Origin of the sequence: Endobacter medicaginis, from assembly GCF_014192375.1 — a bacterium.
GTDB classification, from domain to species: Bacteria; Pseudomonadota; Alphaproteobacteria; order Acetobacterales; family Acetobacteraceae; genus Endobacter; species Endobacter medicaginis.
Window position 1 is genome coordinate 1 of the sequence record NZ_JACHXV010000019.1, and the last position, 17,507, is coordinate 17,507.

Sequence of the window (17,507 nt, forward strand, 5' to 3'; positions counted from 1 at the left end):
TCCTGCTGCCGCGTCGCTGGGTCGTAGAGCGCTCGTTCGCCTGGGCAACCCGATGCCGGCGCCTCGTCAAGGACTACGAGCGATATGCAACGACGCTGGCCGGACTGCATGTCGTCGCATTCGCATGCTTCATGATGAAAAACGCCGCCGCAATCATGGCAGGTGCATAACACCCTCTAGCTCAGGAGAAACTCTCCCGCTGATGTACCGGACCGGCACCTAGGACGTCCGCCGCCCGAAAACCACACCTCCTGGGCGGGAATGCGCCGACCTCGCTGGCCCGAGGCCGCCTGTCAGCGTTTCGGCTCCCACAGCTCGATCTTCGTGCCATCCGGATCGACGATCCACGCGAATTTCCCGTACGCGCCGCCATCCTCCTCCTTGAGCACTGCCACCCCCTTCGCCTTCAGCCGCGCGACGAACGTCCCGAGATCGTCCACCGCGAAATTCAGCATGAACTCCCGCTTCGACGGCGCCAGATACCCCGCACCGGTCTCGAACACGTTCACCGTCACCACCGGCGGATGCCCCGGCGCATCGGCCCGCAGCATCACCCCGCCCCAGGCCTCCACCTTGAGGCCCAGAACGTCGCGATACCAGGCGGTTAGCGCCTTCGGATCGGGGCTGGTGAAGAACACCCCGCCAATCCCGGTGATCCGCCCGACGGGTTCCGCTTCGCCCGTCATCGGCGCAAGTCCGATCGCCAACGCGGCAAGCGCTCGCCATCTCCGACGCATCGACACCGCATCCAGCCCCTCCGTTCCTCCCCCGCAACGTTACCGTTCGGTCCGCCGGGCTTCAACGGAGAGTCCTGTTGCGCGCGACGGGGCAGGGGAGCGATGTCGCATCTCGTGCGGCCTCACCCCCGCGCCAGCAGATCGGCGACCACCGTCTCCACCCCCACGACCCCCATGACGCAACCCGCCGGCGCGCCCTCGAACCCGATCCACCCCTCGTTGAACCCGTCCAGCATGGCCATCCGCGCTTGCGGATGCTGCATCCCCTGCGCGCGGAACCGCGCCTCCCAGTCGCCGCGCGGCACCGCCGTCACCGCAACCGGCCGGTCGAGGGCGCGCCCGAACGCGCTCGCCAGCACCTGCGGACTGACCGGCTCCGGCCCGCGCAGCTCCACCACCCGGCACCCGCGCCACTCCTCCCGCAGCAGCCCTGCCGCCACCCGCCCGATATCGCGCACGCTCACCATCTCGATTCCCCGCCCCAGCGGTGCGAGATAACTCTCGATCCGACCCGCCCGTGCCGCCATCACATCCCACTGCACATTCTCGATGAACCAGGCCGGCCGCAGCATCGCCACCGGCACGCCCGCCCCCGCCAGCCCCGCCTCCAGCAGCCCGGCATTGTTGAGCAGGTTGAACCGAGCCACCTGCGCCCCGACGCTCGACAGCGCGATCACGCGGCCCGGCCGCCCCACCGCGATCGCCTGCGCGAACGCCGCCACCACACGCCGCGTGTCGGCAAATCCCGGCTCCGGATCATAGTTCGGCGGGTTCATCAGGAACGCGCCCCGCACGCCCGCCAGCGCCGCGCCCAGCGCGCCCGCATCCGTCGCGTCGGCCACCACCGCTACCTCGCAGCCTCGCTCCGCCCAGGGTGCGCCCCGCGCCGCACTGCGCACCACCGCCCGCACCGGTTCGCCCGCCGCCAGCAGCGCCTCGGCCACCTGCCCGCCGACCTGCCCAGTGATTCCCGTGATCGCATACATTCGATGAACTCCGTCCTGATCGACGCAGACGGAGATAGGGCCAACCGTGTCTTTGAATTAGACTGAGCCGGCTCACATCACTCTTGCCAAAAGTCAAAGCCGGATGCGCGACCTCGCCCTGCTGTCCGATATCGGTGTCCTGGTCGCCGTCGCCGAACACGGCAGCCTCACCCGCGGCGGTGCCGCCGTCGGCCTGACCCCGTCGGGCGCCTCGCGCGCCATCGCACGGCTCGAATCCCGTATCGGCGCCCGACTGCTCGAACGCACCACCCGCGCCCTGCACCTCACCGACGCTGGCGACCGCCTCCACACCGCCGCCCGCCCCCACCTCGCCGGCCTCGCCGACGCCGCCTCCGCCGCCACCGACACCGCCGCCACCATCAGCGGCACCCTGCGCGTCGCCATCAACCCGATCGTCCTGCGCCACCTGCTCGCGCCGAACCTACCGCGCCTCGCATTCCGCCACCCCGGGCTGCGCCTCGACCTGCTTCCCGGCGAGACGGGCGACCTGACCACCGCCGGCCTCGACCTCGCCATCCGCTTCGGCCCGCAACCCGCTTCGTCGATGTCCTCGCGGCACCTGCTCGACACCCGTGTGCTGACCGTCGCCGCCCCAAGCTACCTCGCCCGCCACGGCCGCCCGGCTACTCCCGACGACCTCACCCGCCACCCATGCCTGCACTACATCGACCCGCAGCGCGGCCGCGCCTTCGACTGGGAGTTCCACCGCGGCACTGAAATCCGCCCAGTCCGGGTCGACGGGCTCTACGTCTTCACCGATCCGGCCGCGATGACCGAAGCCTGTCTGGCTGGGGCGGGGGTCGCGCAGCTTCTCGCCCTCGGCACCGAGCACCTGCTCGCCGACGGCGCCCTGGTCGAGCTGTTTCCTGACTGGCCCGGCGAGACCTTTCCGCTTCTCGCCGTCCGCCCCTCCCGCCGCCTGCCGCCCGCCGCGGTCGAGGCCTTCCTGGCTTTCTGCATCGACATCTGCTCGGGCCTCCGGCCCGCCGTCTGAGCCCAGGCGCTCCGGCAACCCGTTCACTGCCCCAGGGCGCGTCGGAGCACGGTCATCATGTCCTTGAGGACGGGCTCGCGCTCGCCGCTTTCAAGCGCGTGCAGCGCGGCCGCTTCCATGTGCTGCGTGGCCAGCACCACCGATACCTCGCGCAAGGCCGCACGGACCGCAGCCAGCTGCTGCAACTCGTCGCCGCAATAGCGATCGGCTTCCACCATCTCGATCAGGCCCCGGATCTGGCCCTCCGCGAGACGCAGCCGGCGCAGGATCGGCGCGCGCTCGTCCGGGGTGCGCTCCAGCAGGACGCGGCCGTCGCGATCGAGCTGCCTCTTCATAACGTGATACTCCCCGGGAGTAACTTCCGTCCCGTCGCGGTGTTGGCCTCACACCACCCCATACGAGGCCAACATGTATTACGTCGACAAACGCCTGCAATTTCCGGTCAAGGTCGAAACGCCGGACCCGTTCTTCGCCCGTCAGCTCCAGCAGGCGATCGGCGGGATCGAGGGCGAGATCCGCGTCTGCATGCAGTATTTCTTCCAGGCGTGGGGCTCGCGCGGCACGACGACGAAGTACCGTGACATGCTGCTGCATACGGCGACGGAGGAGCTCGGTCACATCGAGATGCTGGCCACTGCGGTGGCGCTGAACCTCGAAGGTGCACCGGCCACCGCGCAGGAGACGGCGGCGAAGGACAGTGTCGTCGGCACCATCATGGGCGGCGGCAATGCGCGCGCGACGATGGAAGGCATGCTGCAGCGCCATATCCTGTCGACCGGCATGGCGGCATTTCCGGCCAATGCCGAGGGCGTGCCGTTCGACATGTCGCACATCTACGCCAGCGGCAATCTCGCAGCAGATATGTACTGCAATGTCGCGGCGGAAAGCACCGGCCGCGTGCTGGCCGTGCGCCTCTACAATGCGGCCCACGACCAGGGCATGAAGGACATGCTGTCGTTCATGATCGCCCGTGACACGATGCACCAGCAGCAGTGGCTGGCGGTGATCGAGGAACTGGGCGGCGAAAAGGCGACGCTGCCGATCCCGAACAGCTTCGACCAGTCACTCGAGAATACCGAGTATTCCTACAAGTTTTTTGGCAGTGCCGCCGATGGAACGCCGCCGGAGGCGGGTCGTTGGACGCACGGAAAGTCGATCGATGGCAACGGCACCTTCAGCGTCTTTCAGAACAGGCCGCTGGGAGAAGAGCCGTCGCTCGGTCCGGCTCCACCGCAGAGCGGCGCGGAGAAACAACAGATCGCCTGAATCCGTTCGCCCATCACACGACTTCATATCGCAAGGAGTTGGAAAATGTCCGCACCCGACAGCCTCAAGGAAGTCTATCTCGACGAACTCAAGGATCTCTGGTCCGCCAATGACCAGATGACGAAGGCCATCAGGACCTTGTCGCCGAAGATCCATGACAAGAAGCTCAAGGAATTGTTCGACGGCGCCACCGGCGGCATCGAGACGCACACCGCCACCATCAAGGGGCTGATCGAGGCCTCCGGCGGCGAGGTCGAGCCGGAGCACTGCAAGGGGATGGAAGGCCTGGTGAGAGAGGCGCTCAAACACGGCACGAAGGAAGCCCCCGAGGATGAGGAACTGCTCGATCTCGTGCTGATCGCCCAGTTCCAGCGGATGTCGCATTATGGTGTCACCGGGTTCGGCACTGCTGCGGCCTACGCGTCGGCGCTCGGCCTGAAGGACGACGCGAAGCAGCTCAAGGCGATCGTCGCCGACATCTACCGGGGTGACGAGGTTTCCTCGAAGCAGGGCGAACGTCTTGCCCGTCTGGCCGCCAAGCACGAAGCAGCCGACGCGTGATGAGGTCGGCCCCGCCGATTCGCCCGATGTGCTGGCGGGGCCGGTTCCTCTTTCATCGCACACGTGACGAGGGCGCTGCGACGTTCGGGCGGCTGCCGGCCGCTGGCGATGTCGGGTGGACGTGATGGAGATGACACGAGGGTTTGCCTCCGGGACACCGTCCGTTGTCGCCATTCCCGCCTGCAACGAGGCCGGCTGCATCGAGGCCTGTCTCGCTGCGCTGACGCGTGAGGCGATACGGCCGCCTGACGTGATCGTTGTTCTGGTCAACAACACCGCCGATGACACAGCAGCACGGGCGGCTGCCATGAGCGGTCATGGCAGCCGGGTGGTCGTCGTGGAGCGCACCTTCGCGCCACCTTACGCAAATGCGGGCCATGCGCGCGCCGAGGCGATGCGCATCGCCGCAGCGATCGCCGGTCCGGACGGGTTCGTGCTCACGACAGACGCCGACGGGCGTGTCGATCCCGACTGGCTGCCGGCCAATCTCGAGCTCCTGTCGCGCGAGATCGATGTGGTCGCGGGTTGGGTGGAACTCGACCCGGCCGACTGGGCCCGGATCCCGATGAGTCTGCACGAAGCCGACGCGCGCGAATGCGAGTATGACGATCTGTGCGACCGCATCGTCGATCGCCTCGACCCCGATCCGGTCGACCCGTGGCCCCGTCATACGCAATGTTCCGGCGCCAGCCTGGCACTTCGAGGCGCGACGTTCCTGGCCTGTGGCGGCGTGCCCGACGTTGCCAGTGGCGAGGATCGCGCGCTCGTCGACGCCGCGCGGCGCATCGATGCGCGGATCAGGCACGCGCCACAGGTCCATGCCCACGTCTCCGGGCGGACGGTCGGACGCGCCCCGGGCGGTATGGCCGAGACCATTGCGCGGCGCCTGGCCGAACCCGACCTCTTTCTCGATGACCGGCTCGAGCCCGTCGATGGTGTGATGCGGCGGGCGCGACTGCGTCGTCGCGCGCGGCTCGTCCATGCTGATCGGACAGGGATCGACGATCTGGCGATACACGCGCTTGCCGGTTGCCTTTCGCTGTCGGCTTGCCACGTCGCCGAGGTGCTCGAAGGCCGTTATTTCGGCTCGGCATGGGCGGCGCTGGAAGCGGCAAGCCCTGTGCTGGCGCGCCGGCGGGTCAGCGTCGTGGAGCTTGACCGCGAACTCGCTCGCGCCCGCAACTGGCTGGTGACCGCCCGCCCTGTCGATCGCACCGACCCGGCCATGTTTGATGTCTGACGGCATGCCATCCCGCCTCGGGGCACCGCGGGAATGCGACGCGCATCAGGCGGCGTTCCTCGATAGGCTTCGCCGGCTGATCCCCGACCTGGCCGGCGATGCCGACCGCGAGGACGGCTTTGCGGGCAAGGCCCTTGATCGGCTGCGCGGCATCGGCGCGCTCGAGGCTGCCCTTCCGCCAGATCATGGCGGGCTCGATCTCGGTGCCGATCGGCAGGGCGCCCCGGCATGGGCGTTCATGCGCCTGCTGGGCGAGGCGTCGGTCGCACTGGCCAGGCTCACCGAGGGCCATGTGAATGCCCTGCGTCTGATCTGCCGATATGGCGCGGCGGACCGGATCGAAGCGGCGGCGCAGGCTGCCGCCCAAGGGGAGCTGCATGCCATCTGGGTCACGGATGGGGAACACCCGCTGGCGGTTCGCGATGGCCGGCTTTCCGGCGGCAAGGCGTTCTGTTCCGGCGCCGGGCAGGTCGGCCATGCGCTGGTCACCGCCGTGGACGAGAGTGGTCTGACCAGGATGTTCGTCGTGAATGTCGCGGGCGTGCCCGCCCGGCGGCCGCGTCGCATGACCGGCGTGCGCGGCGCTGCCACCGCGGATGTGAGCCTTGACGGCATCGAGGCCAACGCGCCGCTCGGCGAGGCCGGAGACTATCTCCGCCAGCCCGAATTCTCCGCTGGCGCCTGGCGCGGGTCGGCGATCGCCAGCGGCGCGCTGGACGCGTTGGTCGGCGAGACCATCGCCGCGCTGATCGCCCGCGACCGTCACCGCGCGCCGCATCAGGCCGCCCGCATCGGCCGACTGCTGATCGCCCGCGACACCGCGCGCCTGTGGTCGGCGCGCGCCGCCGACGCCGCCGACGGGAGCGATGCAGGCGAGGTCGTGGCCACGGTCAATCTCGCCCGGATCGCGGTCGAGCAGGCCTGTCTCGAAGCGATCGTGCTGGTCCAGCGCGGCATCGGACTGGCCGCGTTCGCGGAGGGTGCACGCATCGAGCGTCTGCTGCGCGATCTGGCGACCTATCTGCGTCAGCCTGCCCCGGACGAGACGCTGCATGAGGCGGCGCTGTGGTTTGCCGATCATGCGCAGGCGTCGGCACGATGCTGACCCGGGCGGGACAGGCGCACGCGGCCTTCGAAGCCTTCCCGCGCGGCGGGCTTGCCGATATCGCGCCCGCCGGCGGTGGGATCCTGGTGCTGGCGCCGCATCCGGACGATGAGAGCCTCGGCTGTGGCGGTCTGATCGCGCTCGCGGCCAGGGCCGGGCGCATGTGCACGCTCGCCCTGCTGACCGATGGCGACGCCTCCCATACCGGGTCCGTGGAATGGCCGCGCGACCGGCTGGCGACGCAGCGCCGCGCGGAGGCGACCCGCGCGCTCGACCGTCTGGGTCACGCCCCCGGACGGACGATCTTTCTCGGTCTGCCCGATGCCTCGGTTCCGTCCGCGGGGCCGGGATTCGACACCGCCGTGGGCCTGATCGCGGACCGGGCGGTCCGCGATGGCTGCGAGAGCATCGTCGCCCCGTGGATCGAGGACCCGCATTGCGATCACATGGCCTGCCAGCTGATCGCACGCGAGGTCGCCAGCCGCCTCGGTCTGCGTCTGTGGTCCTACCCGGTGTGGGGCTGGCTGCTGCAGGCCGATGCACCTCTGCGCGAGCCGCTGTCCGCGCCGCCGCGGGGCATCTCGATCGACATCACCTCCGTGCTGCCGCGCAAGCGGCAGGCGATCGCGGCGCATGCCACCCAGCTCGGCGGCGTCATCGTCGATGCCGTGTCGGGCTTCACCCTGCCCGACGAACTGCTCGACGCCTGCGGACGGGATGTCGAGATCCTGATCGAGCCGGTACCGTGAGCGACAGCTGGGAGCCGGGCGTGTTCGAGCGTCTCTATGCGCGCGACCCCGACCCGTGGAAATTCGAGACCTCGGCCTATGAGCGCGACAAATACGCCGAGACGCTGGCGCTGCTTCCCTCCGGCCGTCGTTTCGCGAGCGCGCTCGAACTGGGCTGCTCGATCGGGGTGTTCACCAGCCAGCTTGCGCAACGGTGCGACTCGCTGACGGCGCTCGACGTCGCCGAGCGGGCCCTCGAACAGGCTCGTCTGCGGTGCCGTGACCTGCCGCAGGTCCGGCTGCTGCGCCGACATCTGCCGGCCGGGTTCCCGCCCGGAGACCATGATCTCATTGTCGCCGCGGAGATACTTTACTTCCTCTCCGAGGACGATATCAGCGAACTCGCCGCCCGGATCGGTGCTGCGCTGCGGCCGGGCGGGCTGGTGCTGCTGGCGAACTGGACCGGCGCGACGGATACGCCCACCAGCGGCGAGCGGGCGGCCGAACTGTGCGTCGATCAGCTCGCCCGGCGCTGCCGGTCGGTGGCCTGCCAGCGGCGCCCGCTCTACCGGCTCGACCTGCTGGAAGTGCCGCCACAGCGCTGATTCACGACGCCGCGCCGCGAAGGCGGGGAGGGGCGTTTCGCACCGGCGCATTGCCTGTGCTAGACATCGGCACCGCGGCGGCTACCCGCCCGAATGACCAAAACAACAGGACCGACGTGACCGAGAGCGACCTTCCGGACCAGCCTTCCGACATGCTGCCGGTGACGATCGAGGAGGAGATGCAGTCCTCCTACCTCGCCTATGCAATGTCGGTAATCGTCTCCCGCGCGCTGCCCGATGCCCGCGACGGGCTCAAGCCGGTGCATCGCCGCATCCTCTACGGCATGCACGAGAGCGGCTTCACCCCCGACAAGCCCTATCGCAAGTCCGCCCGCATGGTCGGCGACGTGATGGGTAAGTATCACCCGCACGGCGACAGTTCGATCTACGACGCTATGGTGCGCATGGCGCAGTCCTGGTCGATGCGGCTGCGGCTGATCGACGGCCAGGGCAATTTCGGCTCCGTCGACGGCGATGCGCCGGCCGCGATGCGTTACACCGAGGCCCGGCTGTCCAAGGCCTCGATGCTGCTGCTCGAGGACATCGACCGCGACACCGTCGACTTCCAGCCCAACTATGACGAGAGCGAGGACGAGCCCACCGTCCTGCCGGCGGCCTTCCCCAACCTGCTGATCAACGGAGCCGCCGGCATCGCGGTCGGCATGGCCACCAACATCCCGCCGCACAATCCCGGCGAGATCATCGACGCCGCCCTGGCCCTGATCGCCGATCCTGATCTGAGCCTCGAAGGTCTGATGGAGATCGTCCCCGGCCCCGATTTCCCCACCGGCGGCCTGATCCTCGGGCGCTCGGGGATCCGCTCCGGCTTCGCCACCGGCCGCGGCTCGATCCTGATCCGCGCGCGGGCCACCATCGAGGACCTCCGCCGCGACCGCCTCGCCATCGTGGTCACCGAACTGCCCTACCAGGTCAACAAGGCGACGCTGCAGGAGCGCATCGCCGAGCTGGTCCGCGCCAAGCAGATCGAGGGCATCTCCGACATCCGCGACGAGAGCGACCGCTCCGGCATGCGCCTGGTGATCGAGATCAAGCGCGACGCCACCCCCGAGGTGGTGCTCAACCACCTGTACCGCTTCACCCAGCTGCAGACCAGTTTCGGCGTCAACATGCTGGCGCTGGACGGTGGCCAGCCGCGCCTGCTGGGGCTGAAGGACGCGCTGGAGAGCTTCCTCGCCTTCCGCGAGGACGTGGTGTTCCGCCGCTCGCGCTTCGAACTGGGCAAGGCCCGCGAGCGCGGCCATCTGCTGGTCGGCCTCGCCATCGCGGTGGCCAATATCGACGAGGTCATCGCGCTGATCCGCTCCAGCCCGGACGGGGCCACCGCCCGTGAGCGCCTGATGGCCCGCGACTGGCCGGCCGGCGACGTCGCCGCCCTGCTGGAGCTGATCGACGCGCACGACAACCCCGTCATCGACGGCCGCGTGCGTCTCACCGAGACCCAGGCCCGCGGCATTCTCGACCTGCGTCTCCAGCGCCTGACCGGCCTGGAGCAGGAGAAGATCCAGGCCGAGGTCGGCGAGGTGGGCGCGCGCATCACCGAACTGCTGGAGATCATCGCCTCGCGTCCGCGCCGGCTGGAGGTGATCCGCGACGAGCTGATCGCGGTGCGCGCCGAGATCGCCACCCCGCGCATGACCGAGATCGTCGACTACGCCGCCGATCAGGACGACGAGGACTTCGTCGAGCCGGGCCAGATGGTCGTCACCATCACCCGCGACGGCTTCATCAAGCGCACCGCGCTCGACACCTTCCGCGCCCAGAACCGCGGCGGTCGCGGACGCACCGCCGCCGGACGCCGCGGCGACGACATCGTCACCCGCAGCTTCAACGCCCACACCCATCAATGGGTGCTATTCTTCTCCTCCGGCGGCAAGGCCTATCGCGAGAAGGTCTGGCGCCTGCCGGAAGCCAGCCCGACGGCGAAGGGAAGGGCACTGGTCAACCTGCTGCCCGATCTCGGTTCCGACTCGATCACCGCCGTGCTGCCGCTGCCGCAGGACGAGAGCCTGTGGGAGAACCTGCACCTCGTTTTCGCCACTGCCGCCGGCAATGTGCGCCGCAACCGCCTGTCCGACTTCCGCAACGTCCGCGCCTCCGGCCTGATCGCGATGAAGCTCGACGAGGGCGACCGGCTGATCGGGGTGGCCACCTGTCGCGAGGGCCAGGACGTGCTGCTCGCGACCCGGAAGGGCCGCTGCATCCGTTTCCGCATCACCGACGACATCCTGCGCGTCTTCGCCGGGCGCGACAGCTCCGGCGTGCGCGGCATCCGGCTGGGCAAGGACGATAGCGTCAACAGTCTCTGCGTGCTGGGCACCGTCGAAGCGACCCCGGAGGAACGCACTGCCTATCTGCGCGCCGCCAATGCCCGCCGCCGCGCCGAGAATGCCGACACCGACGCCGATGCGGTGGTCGAGATCGCCGAGGAGGCAGAGGACGAGATCGGCGGCGAGATCGGCACTCTCAGCGATGCGCGCTTCGCCTTCCTCGAGGACAACGAGGAACGCCTGCTCACCGTTACCAATGCCGGCTTCGGCAAGCGTTCCTCCGCCTATGAATACCGCGCATCGGGCCGTGGCGGGCAGGGCATCACCAACATGGCGCTGGTGGCGGCCAAGAACGGCACCGAGATCGTCGCCACCCTGCCGGTACTGCCCGGCGAGGACGTGATGCTGGTCACCGACAACGGCCGGTTGATCCGCCTGCGCGCCGACGAGGTGCGGCTGACGGCGCGCCCGTCGATGGGCGTGCGGCTGCTGCGACTGTCGGGGGGCGAGCACGTCACCTCCGTCTTCGCGGTTGCCGATGACGGCAGCGACGAGACCGCCGAGGACATCACCCCCGACACCCCGGATACCTCGGATGGGGAGCCCGGTGGTGAGTGAGCCCAAGGTCGGCCTCTATCCCGGCACGTTCGACCCGATCACCAATGGCCATCGCGACATCATCCGCCGCGCCGCCCGTCTGGTTGATCGGCTGGTGGTGGCGGTGGCGCAGAACATCGGCAAGGAGCCGGTGCTCGGCCTCGACGAGCGCATCGACTGCGTCCGCCACGAGGCCGCCGAGATCACCGCCGCCACAGGCACCCCGATCGAGGTGATCGGGTTCGCCAATCTGCTGGTGGACTGCGCGCGCGAGAACGGCGCGGGGCTGATCATCCGCGGCCTGCGCGTGGTCGCCGATTTCGATTATGAGGTGCAGATGTTCGGCATGAACCATCGCCTCGATCCGAACATCGAGACGGTGTTCCTGATGGCCACCGAGCGCCACCAGTTCATTTCCTCGCGGCTGGTCAAGGAGGTCGCCCGCCTCGGCGGCGACATCGCCTCCTTCGTCTCGCCGCACACACTGCAACGCGTTCTCGCCCGTCTGTAGGGCGGCGGCGCCGTTTTCAAACATCCAGAGGGTCGAATTGATGTCGGATACACAGGCCGAAGCCGGCGAGATTCTGGTCATGACGCTCAAGGGCGGCGAGGTGCGGATCCGTCTGCGCCCCGACCTCGCGCCCAAGGCCGCCGAGCGGCTGCGCACGCTGGCCAGCGAGGGTTTCTATGACAACGTGCCGTTCCACCGCGTGATCGAGGGCTTCATGGCCCAGGGCGGCGATCCGACCGGCACCGGCACGGGCGGGTCGAAGCTGCCGGACCTGCCGGCCGAGTTCACCCGGGCGGCGAAGTTCGAGCGCGGCACGCTGGGCATGGCGCGCACGATGAACCCGCACAGCGCCAACAGCCAGTTCTTCATCATGTTCGAGCCCGCTCCGAGCCTCGACGGGCAGTATACCATCGCCGGCGAGGTGATTTCCGGCATGGAGCATATCGATGCGATCAAGCGCGGCGCGGGCGGCAACGGCATGGTCAGCGACCCTGACCGCATCCTCAGCTTCAGGCCCGAGGCGGCCTGACTGATTGACCGGGCTGGCGGCGGCCGGTAAACCCGCCGCGATCGAGCCGGTAGCTCAGTGGTAGAGCATTCGACTTTTAATCGAATGGCCGTGGGTTCGACCCCCACCCGGCTCACCAATCCTGTTTCGGTCCGTCGAGAAACCGGAGGCCAAAGGCTTCTTGCGTCACCGGGCGACCCATCAGGTATCCCTGGATCTGAGAGCAGCCGAGTTCGCGCAAGGTCTCGAGCTGGGCTGCGGTTTCGACCCCCTCGGCAATGACGTCCATCCTGAAGCTTTCCGCGAGGTAGAGGATCGCACTGACGAGGGCACGATTTTCGTGGTCGGTGTCGATGTCTTGGACAAAGGAGCGGTCGATCTTCAGGCGCGTGACCGGAAGGCCCTTGAGCAGGCTGAGAGAGGCGAAGCCGGTGCCATAATCGTCGAAAGCCAGGCCGACGCCGAGATCGCGCAGCTCGCCCAGCCCGTGTCTGATCTGCGCGTCATGGCACAGCACGATATTCTCGACGATCTCCAGCTCCAGAGCCTCAGGCGGCAGGCGGCAGTCACGCAGGATGCCGTCTATCGTACTGACGAAGTGCGGGGAACGGAGCTGTGCCTCGAACAGATTGACGCCGATGCGGAAGTCGGTGCTGGATCTGCGCCATATCGCGGCCGCCCGACAGGCGCTGCGCAGGATCCAGTCGCCGATCTCGGGTGCAGCGGATCTGTGCGACAGGGCCTCGATGAAATGAGCCGGGGTCAGCAGGCCGCGTTCGGGGTGGCGCCAGCGGATCAGCGCTTCCGCACCGGCCAGGGCATGGCCGTCGATGCGGAACTGGGGCTGGTAGAAGACCTTGAATTGACCGCAATCGAAGGCGGCCTGCAGTTCGCGATCGAAGGCGCGGCGGCTGGTGGAGATCTGGCGGAGCAGCGGCGTGAAGATCTCGCAACTGCCCTTGCCGCGTGTCTTGGTCCGGCGAAGGGCGAGGTCGGCCGCGTTCATGATGTCCTCGGCCCGCTCTCCGTGATGCGGCGCCAGCGCGATTCCGATCGACGTGCCGATCGCCATGCTCTGGGCGGCGATATCGAAGGGCTGCGAGACCACTTCGATCACGTCCAGGGCCACGGCACGCGCCTGCCGCTCGTCATCACCATCGAGCAGGACGACGAACTCGTCGCCGCCCAGGCGGGCGATCTGTCTGGCCTGCGGGCAGGTCCGGAGCAGCCTGTCGGCGACCATCAGCAGGGTCCTGTCGCCGGCCGAGTGGCCGAATGCCTCATTGACCTCGTTGAAGCCGTCGAGATCGAGCATCAGCAGCGTCAATGGACGCCGCTGGTGAAGCCCCGACGCCAGTTCGCGTAGGAGCGAGCCTCTGTTCGGCAGGCCCGTGAGCGGGTCGAGCGACGCCAGCTGAAACAGCCGCTGCTCGTTGCGACGCCGCTCCGTGGTGTCACGGATGATGCTGATGTGCCCGCCCTGACGCCAGGTCGATGTCGAGACCTCGGCGATGAACGATGTGCCGTCCTTTCTGATCGCGCCGAACTCCGCGACACGATTGGTCCGGAGCAGCCCGTTGTCCTGCAGCAGGGCTGTCAGACGGGCCTCATACAGAGCCTGGGAGTCGGGATGAATGAGGCGGGAGAGGGGCTGGCCGAGGATTTCCGCCGTGCCGTAGCCGAACAGTCGTTCGGCCGCCTCGTTCCACTCCGTCAGCATACCGCGGTTGTCGAAGCAGACGATCGCGTCCTGGATCGTTGCGGCGACCGTGGCAAACCGGTCCAGGCTGACCTCGAGCTGGGCTCCAAGCCGATCTAATTCGAGCCGCTTGGCGAACAGCTCGCCGATGTCGGAGAGCTGTTCGCGCTCGGCCTCGGTCAGTCCTTCGCGAATCCGCGTGTCGATCAGCGACACCACGCCATGGACGCGGCCATTGGCGGACCGGACTGTGACCCCGGCGTAAAAACAGATATGGGGTGGTCCAAGCACGAACGGGTTGGTGCGGAAGCGGGCATCCGTCGTGGCGTCCGGCACGATCAGAATTCCGCCCGCCTCCGTCGTATGCCGGCAGAATGTCGTCTCAAGGGGGGCCTCGCACAGATCGATACCGACCTTTGATCGCATGATCACATGGTCGTCACGCCGGACCGAGAACGTGGCGATGGGCACGTCGAACAGCCGGGCTGCCAGGCGCGTAATGCGCTCGAGATCCGGCTCGGCGGTCGGAATCATCGAAGCAGGATCGTCCGGATCGCGGACCCGGTAGGCGGAAGCGTCACCTGGCAGCATGAATCGGTCTTATACTGGGGCAGACATGAGAGATGCGATTGCGCGGCGGGAGTTCAGCCTCATAACAGGAAAGACGGCTGCTGGCTGGGGTGTCCGGCGTGGCAGCCGGGCGAAAAGCGCGCGCCAGTAAGGTTTTCAGCAACATGTTTGGAGCGACAGGGAGCATGAGGCTGACCCGCCGGCGTCTTGCCGGAGCGATATCGTGGGCGGTGGTTCCGGCCCGCGGGCAGGGTATCGGTCCATCGCCCGCACTGGGCAGGCTTGCCGAGGCGCGCGGCCTGCTGTTCGGCTTCGCCATTCGTGCCGGACGACTGCTTTCGGATGCCGACTACGCCGCGTTCGTGGTTCGTCAGGCCGATATTCTCGTTCCCGAGAACGCCTGCAAATGGGAATCGCTGCATCCGCAGCCGGATCGTTACGACTTCGGCCGCCTCGACCAGGTGGCCGATTTTGCGGCAGGGCACGGGCTGCGCCTGCGCGGACATAATTTCTGCTGGCATCGTGCGCTGCCGGACTGGGTCGAGCGCATCACCGGTCCTGCCGCCGTGCGTGCCGTGCTGGAGGCGCATATTGCCACCGTCGCCGGCCGTTATGCCGGCCGGATGCACTCTTGGGACGTGGTCAACGAACCGATCCAGCCGACCGACGGTTTGCCGGGCGGTCTTCGCGACACGTTCTGGTACCGGTCTCTGGGGCCAGGCTACATCGATCTCGCCTTCGCCGCGGCACGCCGGGCCGATCCAAAGGCGTTGCTGTGCATCAACGATTACGGGCTCGAAAATGACGATGGCGGCGGTCCGGCGCGGCGGGAGGCGATGCTGTCGCTGCTGCGCGGCATGCTGGCGCGTGGGGTTCCGGTCGGCGGCGTCGGGCTGCAGTCGCATCTGCGCGCCGGGGGCGCCGATCGCTTCGGGCCCGGGCTCGCGCGCTTCATTGGCGAACTCGCTGGCCTCGGGTTGAGGGTGCTGATCACCGAGCTCGATGTCGATGACAGCCGTCTCGACGGGTCGGATGACGAAATCGACCGTGAGGTGGCGGGTGTTTACCGTCGCTATCTCGATCTGGTGCTGGGGACCGGCGCGATCGAGGCGGTGACGTCCTGGGGGGTGTGGGACAACCGCCACTACACCGGTGCGACCCCGCCGGACGGCCCGCCCGCACGCCGGGCTCTGGTGTTCGGTCCTGAGGGCGAGATCAAGCCCGCCAGCCGGGCGGTGGCGGCGGCCCTGGCGGCCGCTCCGCCGGCAGTCCACCTTCAGGCGGGCTCGGTCACCACCGGCGCCTCGCCACGATAGGCGGCGAGAACCTCCTGCGGGGCGCCGTGCATGCGGATGCGGCCCTGGTCGAGCCAGATCACCTCCGAGCACCAGGATTCGATGATCGTGAGCTGGTGGGTGGACAGCACCAGGATATCGGCTGCCTGGACCATCGCCTCCAGCCGTTTCTGCGCCTTGTGCAGGAAGGCGCTGTCGCCGGCCATGAACCATTCGTCCATCAGCAGAACCTGCGGATTGATCGCGGTGGTCAGCGCGAAGCCGAGCCGCACGCTCATCCCCGCACTGTAGGTGCGCACCGGCATGTCGATGAAACTGCCCAGGTCGGCAAAATCCTGCACGTCGTCCTGCACCGCACGGCTCTGTCGCGGGGTCAGTCCGGCATGCAGGCAGCGCAGGTTGATGTTCTCGCGTCCGGTCATGCCGGTCGACATGCCGGAATTGGCGTCCAGCAGCGCATCGAGCCGCCCGCGGACGTGCACCGTGCCGTCCACCGGCTCGTAGATGCCGGCCAGCGCGCGCAGCAGCGTGGTCTTGCCCGCGCCGTTGCCGCCGACCAGCCCGAGCCGGTCGCCGGCGCGCAGGCGGAAGCTGACGTCACGCAGCGCCTCCACCACCACCCGGCGGCGCGGATCGAGCCCCAGCCGGCCGCTGACGCCATCGGCCATCGTGCGGCGGAGCGACCGTGCGCTGCCGTGATAGAGCGGGAAGCTGACATGCAGCCGGTCCACGTCGATCAGCGGTCCGTTGGACGCGGTCATGCTCTCGTCAGACCCAGTAGGCGAGGCGGCAGCGCACCCGCAGGAACAGCGCCGCCGCCCCGAGGCAGAGCAGCGCGGAATAGACGCAGGCCAGGCCCCAGACGACAGGCGGCACCGCGTGGTCGAGCAGCGGTTCGCGGATCACGTCGAGCAGGGAATAGAACGGGTTGAACCGCATCCAGGTCTTCGCGTGCGGGATCAGCTCCGGTTTCCAGATCACGGGGCTGATGAAGAACGCGATCTGCAGCAGCGAGCCGACGATCGGAGGGATGTCGCGGAAGCGCGCACCCAGCGTGCCGAGCAGCACCGTAATGGCGATCGAATCCAGCAGCCACAGCACCAGGCCGGGCAGGCACCACAGCGCCGTCAGCCCCGGATGCACGCCGAACAGCGCGAACACCACCACCACGACCAGCACGTTATGGCCGAGCACGATCACGTTGCGCAGCACGATGCGGCCGACCAGCAGCAGGAACGGCGTCCGCCTCGCCCGGATCGCGCTTTCCGCGCCGGAGAAGCACGAACAGGCTTCGGTGGTGACCGTGGACAGGTAGCCCCACAGGACCAGCGACAGGGTCAGGAATGGCAGGTAATCGGTCAGGGACTGGCCGAACAGCGCCGCATACAGGATGCCAAGGGCGGCGATCATCACCGCCGTCGAGGCGGTGACCCAGAACGGACCCAGGATCGAGCCGCGATAACGCCCCTTGATATCGGTCCAGGCGAGCGTCGTCCCCAGTCGCCACAGCGCGAGGGAGGCCCGCAGGTCGGCGATCGCATGACGCAGGCGGGTGGCGGTGTCGCGCTCGGGGGCGGTGACGAAAACGGGTTCGTCGAGAGGTTCTGTGGCCAGCGTCGGGGCGGCGGACATGGTCGGCACGTCAGTGACCTCCTCTGTCCGGCTCAGGGGGGAATGGTGCCCAGGAGTGGAATCGAACCACCGACACTGCGATTTTCAGTCGCATGCTCTACCAACTGAGCTACCTGGGCCCATCTCGCGAGGCGGTCCGGCAAGGCCGGTCCGCTTCGGTCGCG

Annotated in this window: 18 protein-coding genes and 2 tRNA genes; 13 read left to right on the forward strand and 7 right to left on the reverse strand. The window is 68.2% G+C overall.

The genetic code is table 11. The features are described from left to right. On the forward strand, positions 1–170 hold a 170-nt coding region (locus FHR90_RS14760), incomplete at its 5' end, for a transposase (protein WP_183275394.1). Between the two features lie 123 nt (positions 171–293). Here the strand turns inward: FHR90_RS14760 and FHR90_RS14765 are convergent. Together FHR90_RS14765 and FHR90_RS14770 are read right to left on the reverse strand one after the other, a co-directional pair. Further along, positions 294–686, reverse strand: coding sequence for a VOC family protein (locus FHR90_RS14765; RefSeq protein ID WP_176626604.1), 393 nt, complete (start codon positions 684–686; stop codon positions 294–296). Positions 687–859: 173 nt separating this feature from the next. Next, the gene (locus tag FHR90_RS14770) at positions 860–1,723 is read right to left on the reverse strand and encodes an NmrA family NAD(P)-binding protein (RefSeq protein ID WP_183275478.1); all 864 of its coding nucleotides are present in this window, start codon (positions 1,721–1,723) and stop codon (positions 860–862) included. 103 nt (positions 1,724–1,826) lie between these two features. Between FHR90_RS14770 and FHR90_RS14775 the strand changes: the two genes are divergently transcribed. After that, positions 1,827–2,738 carry a LysR family transcriptional regulator gene (locus tag FHR90_RS14775; protein WP_183275479.1) on the forward strand — a complete coding sequence of 304 codons (912 nt, stop codon included), beginning with the start codon at positions 1,827–1,829 and terminating at the stop codon, positions 2,736–2,738. Positions 2,739–2,761: 23 nt separating this feature from the next. Here the strand turns inward: FHR90_RS14775 and FHR90_RS14780 are convergent, their stop codons facing one another. Further along, the gene (locus tag FHR90_RS14780) at positions 2,762–3,073 is read right to left on the reverse strand and encodes a metal-sensitive transcriptional regulator (RefSeq protein WP_176624798.1); all 312 of its coding nucleotides are present in this window, start codon (positions 3,071–3,073) and stop codon (positions 2,762–2,764) included. Positions 3,074–3,146: 73 nt separating this feature from the next. Here FHR90_RS14780 and FHR90_RS14785 point away from each other — a divergent pair, with 73 nt between their 5' ends. The 10 genes from FHR90_RS14785 to FHR90_RS14830 all read left to right on the forward strand — a co-directional run bounded on the left by FHR90_RS14785 (position 3,147) and on the right by FHR90_RS14830 (position 12,286). Beyond that, on the forward strand, positions 3,147–4,004 hold the full coding sequence (locus FHR90_RS14785) for a manganese catalase family protein (protein WP_176624800.1): 858 nt from the start codon (positions 3,147–3,149) through the stop codon (positions 4,002–4,004). Between the two features lie 45 nt (positions 4,005–4,049). Continuing rightward, positions 4,050–4,565, forward strand: a complete 516-nt coding sequence (locus FHR90_RS14790; protein WP_176624802.1) for a YciE/YciF ferroxidase family protein — start codon at positions 4,050–4,052, stop codon at positions 4,563–4,565. Between the two features lie 130 nt (positions 4,566–4,695). After that, positions 4,696–5,805 (forward strand): glycosyltransferase, encoded by a 1,110-nt coding sequence (locus FHR90_RS14795; protein WP_183275480.1) that lies wholly within the window; start codon positions 4,696–4,698, stop codon positions 5,803–5,805. Positions 5,806–5,809: 4 nt separating this feature from the next. Further along, complete coding sequence (locus FHR90_RS14800; protein ID WP_183275481.1) at positions 5,810–6,910, forward strand: acyl-CoA dehydrogenase family protein; 1,101 nt, start codon at positions 5,810–5,812, stop codon at positions 6,908–6,910. Beyond that, positions 6,904–7,659: a PIG-L deacetylase family protein gene (locus FHR90_RS14805; protein ID WP_183275482.1), complete on the forward strand. Its 756-nt coding sequence runs from the start codon at positions 6,904–6,906 to the stop codon at positions 7,657–7,659. The genes FHR90_RS14800 and FHR90_RS14805 overlap by 7 nt, the downstream gene beginning before the upstream one ends. Next, on the forward strand, positions 7,656–8,243 hold the full coding sequence (locus FHR90_RS14810; RefSeq protein WP_176622980.1) for an SAM-dependent methyltransferase: 588 nt from the start codon (positions 7,656–7,658) through the stop codon (positions 8,241–8,243). Before FHR90_RS14805 ends, FHR90_RS14810 begins: the two co-directional genes overlap by 4 nt. Before the next feature lie 152 nt (positions 8,244–8,395). Next, positions 8,396–11,149, forward strand: a complete 2,754-nt coding sequence (gyrA, locus tag FHR90_RS14815) for a DNA gyrase subunit A (RefSeq protein WP_176622984.1) — start codon at positions 8,396–8,398, stop codon at positions 11,147–11,149. Further along, positions 11,127–11,639 (forward strand): pantetheine-phosphate adenylyltransferase, encoded by a 513-nt coding sequence (coaD, locus tag FHR90_RS14820; RefSeq protein WP_176622978.1) that lies wholly within the window; start codon positions 11,127–11,129, stop codon positions 11,637–11,639. Before gyrA ends, coaD begins: the two co-directional genes overlap by 23 nt. 40 nt (positions 11,640–11,679) lie before the next feature. Then, complete coding sequence (locus FHR90_RS14825; RefSeq protein ID WP_176622975.1) at positions 11,680–12,168, forward strand: peptidylprolyl isomerase; 489 nt, start codon at positions 11,680–11,682, stop codon at positions 12,166–12,168. 43 nt (positions 12,169–12,211) lie between these two features. Continuing rightward, positions 12,212–12,286, forward strand: a tRNA-Lys gene (locus FHR90_RS14830). Here the strand turns inward: FHR90_RS14830 and FHR90_RS14835 are convergent. Then, entirely contained in the window at positions 12,281–14,437 is a 2,157-nt protein-coding gene (locus tag FHR90_RS14835; RefSeq protein ID WP_183275483.1) for a putative bifunctional diguanylate cyclase/phosphodiesterase, read from the reverse strand. The two genes, FHR90_RS14830 and FHR90_RS14835, sit on opposite strands and share 6 nt — an antisense overlap. 164 nt (positions 14,438–14,601) lie before the next feature. Here FHR90_RS14835 and FHR90_RS14840 point away from each other — a divergent pair, with 164 nt between their 5' ends. Further along, positions 14,602–15,732 (forward strand): endo-1,4-beta-xylanase, encoded by a 1,131-nt coding sequence (locus tag FHR90_RS14840; RefSeq protein WP_176622971.1) that lies wholly within the window; start codon positions 14,602–14,604, stop codon positions 15,730–15,732. On the opposite strand, the gene FHR90_RS14845 is transcribed toward FHR90_RS14840, so the two are convergent. The 3 genes from FHR90_RS14845 to FHR90_RS14855 all read right to left on the reverse strand — a co-directional run bounded on the left by FHR90_RS14845 (position 15,693) and on the right by FHR90_RS14855 (position 17,462). Beyond that, positions 15,693–16,472, reverse strand: a complete 780-nt coding sequence (locus FHR90_RS14845; RefSeq protein ID WP_183275484.1) for an ABC transporter ATP-binding protein — start codon at positions 16,470–16,472, stop codon at positions 15,693–15,695. The two genes, FHR90_RS14840 and FHR90_RS14845, sit on opposite strands and share 40 nt — an antisense overlap. Before the next feature lie 7 nt (positions 16,473–16,479). Continuing rightward, positions 16,480–17,343: an ABC transporter permease gene (locus tag FHR90_RS14850; RefSeq protein ID WP_246330302.1), complete on the reverse strand. Its 864-nt coding sequence runs from the start codon at positions 17,341–17,343 to the stop codon at positions 16,480–16,482. 43 nt (positions 17,344–17,386) lie between these two features. Next, positions 17,387–17,462: transfer RNA gene (locus tag FHR90_RS14855), tRNA-Phe, on the reverse strand. Positions 17,463–17,507 lie beyond the last annotated feature (45 nt).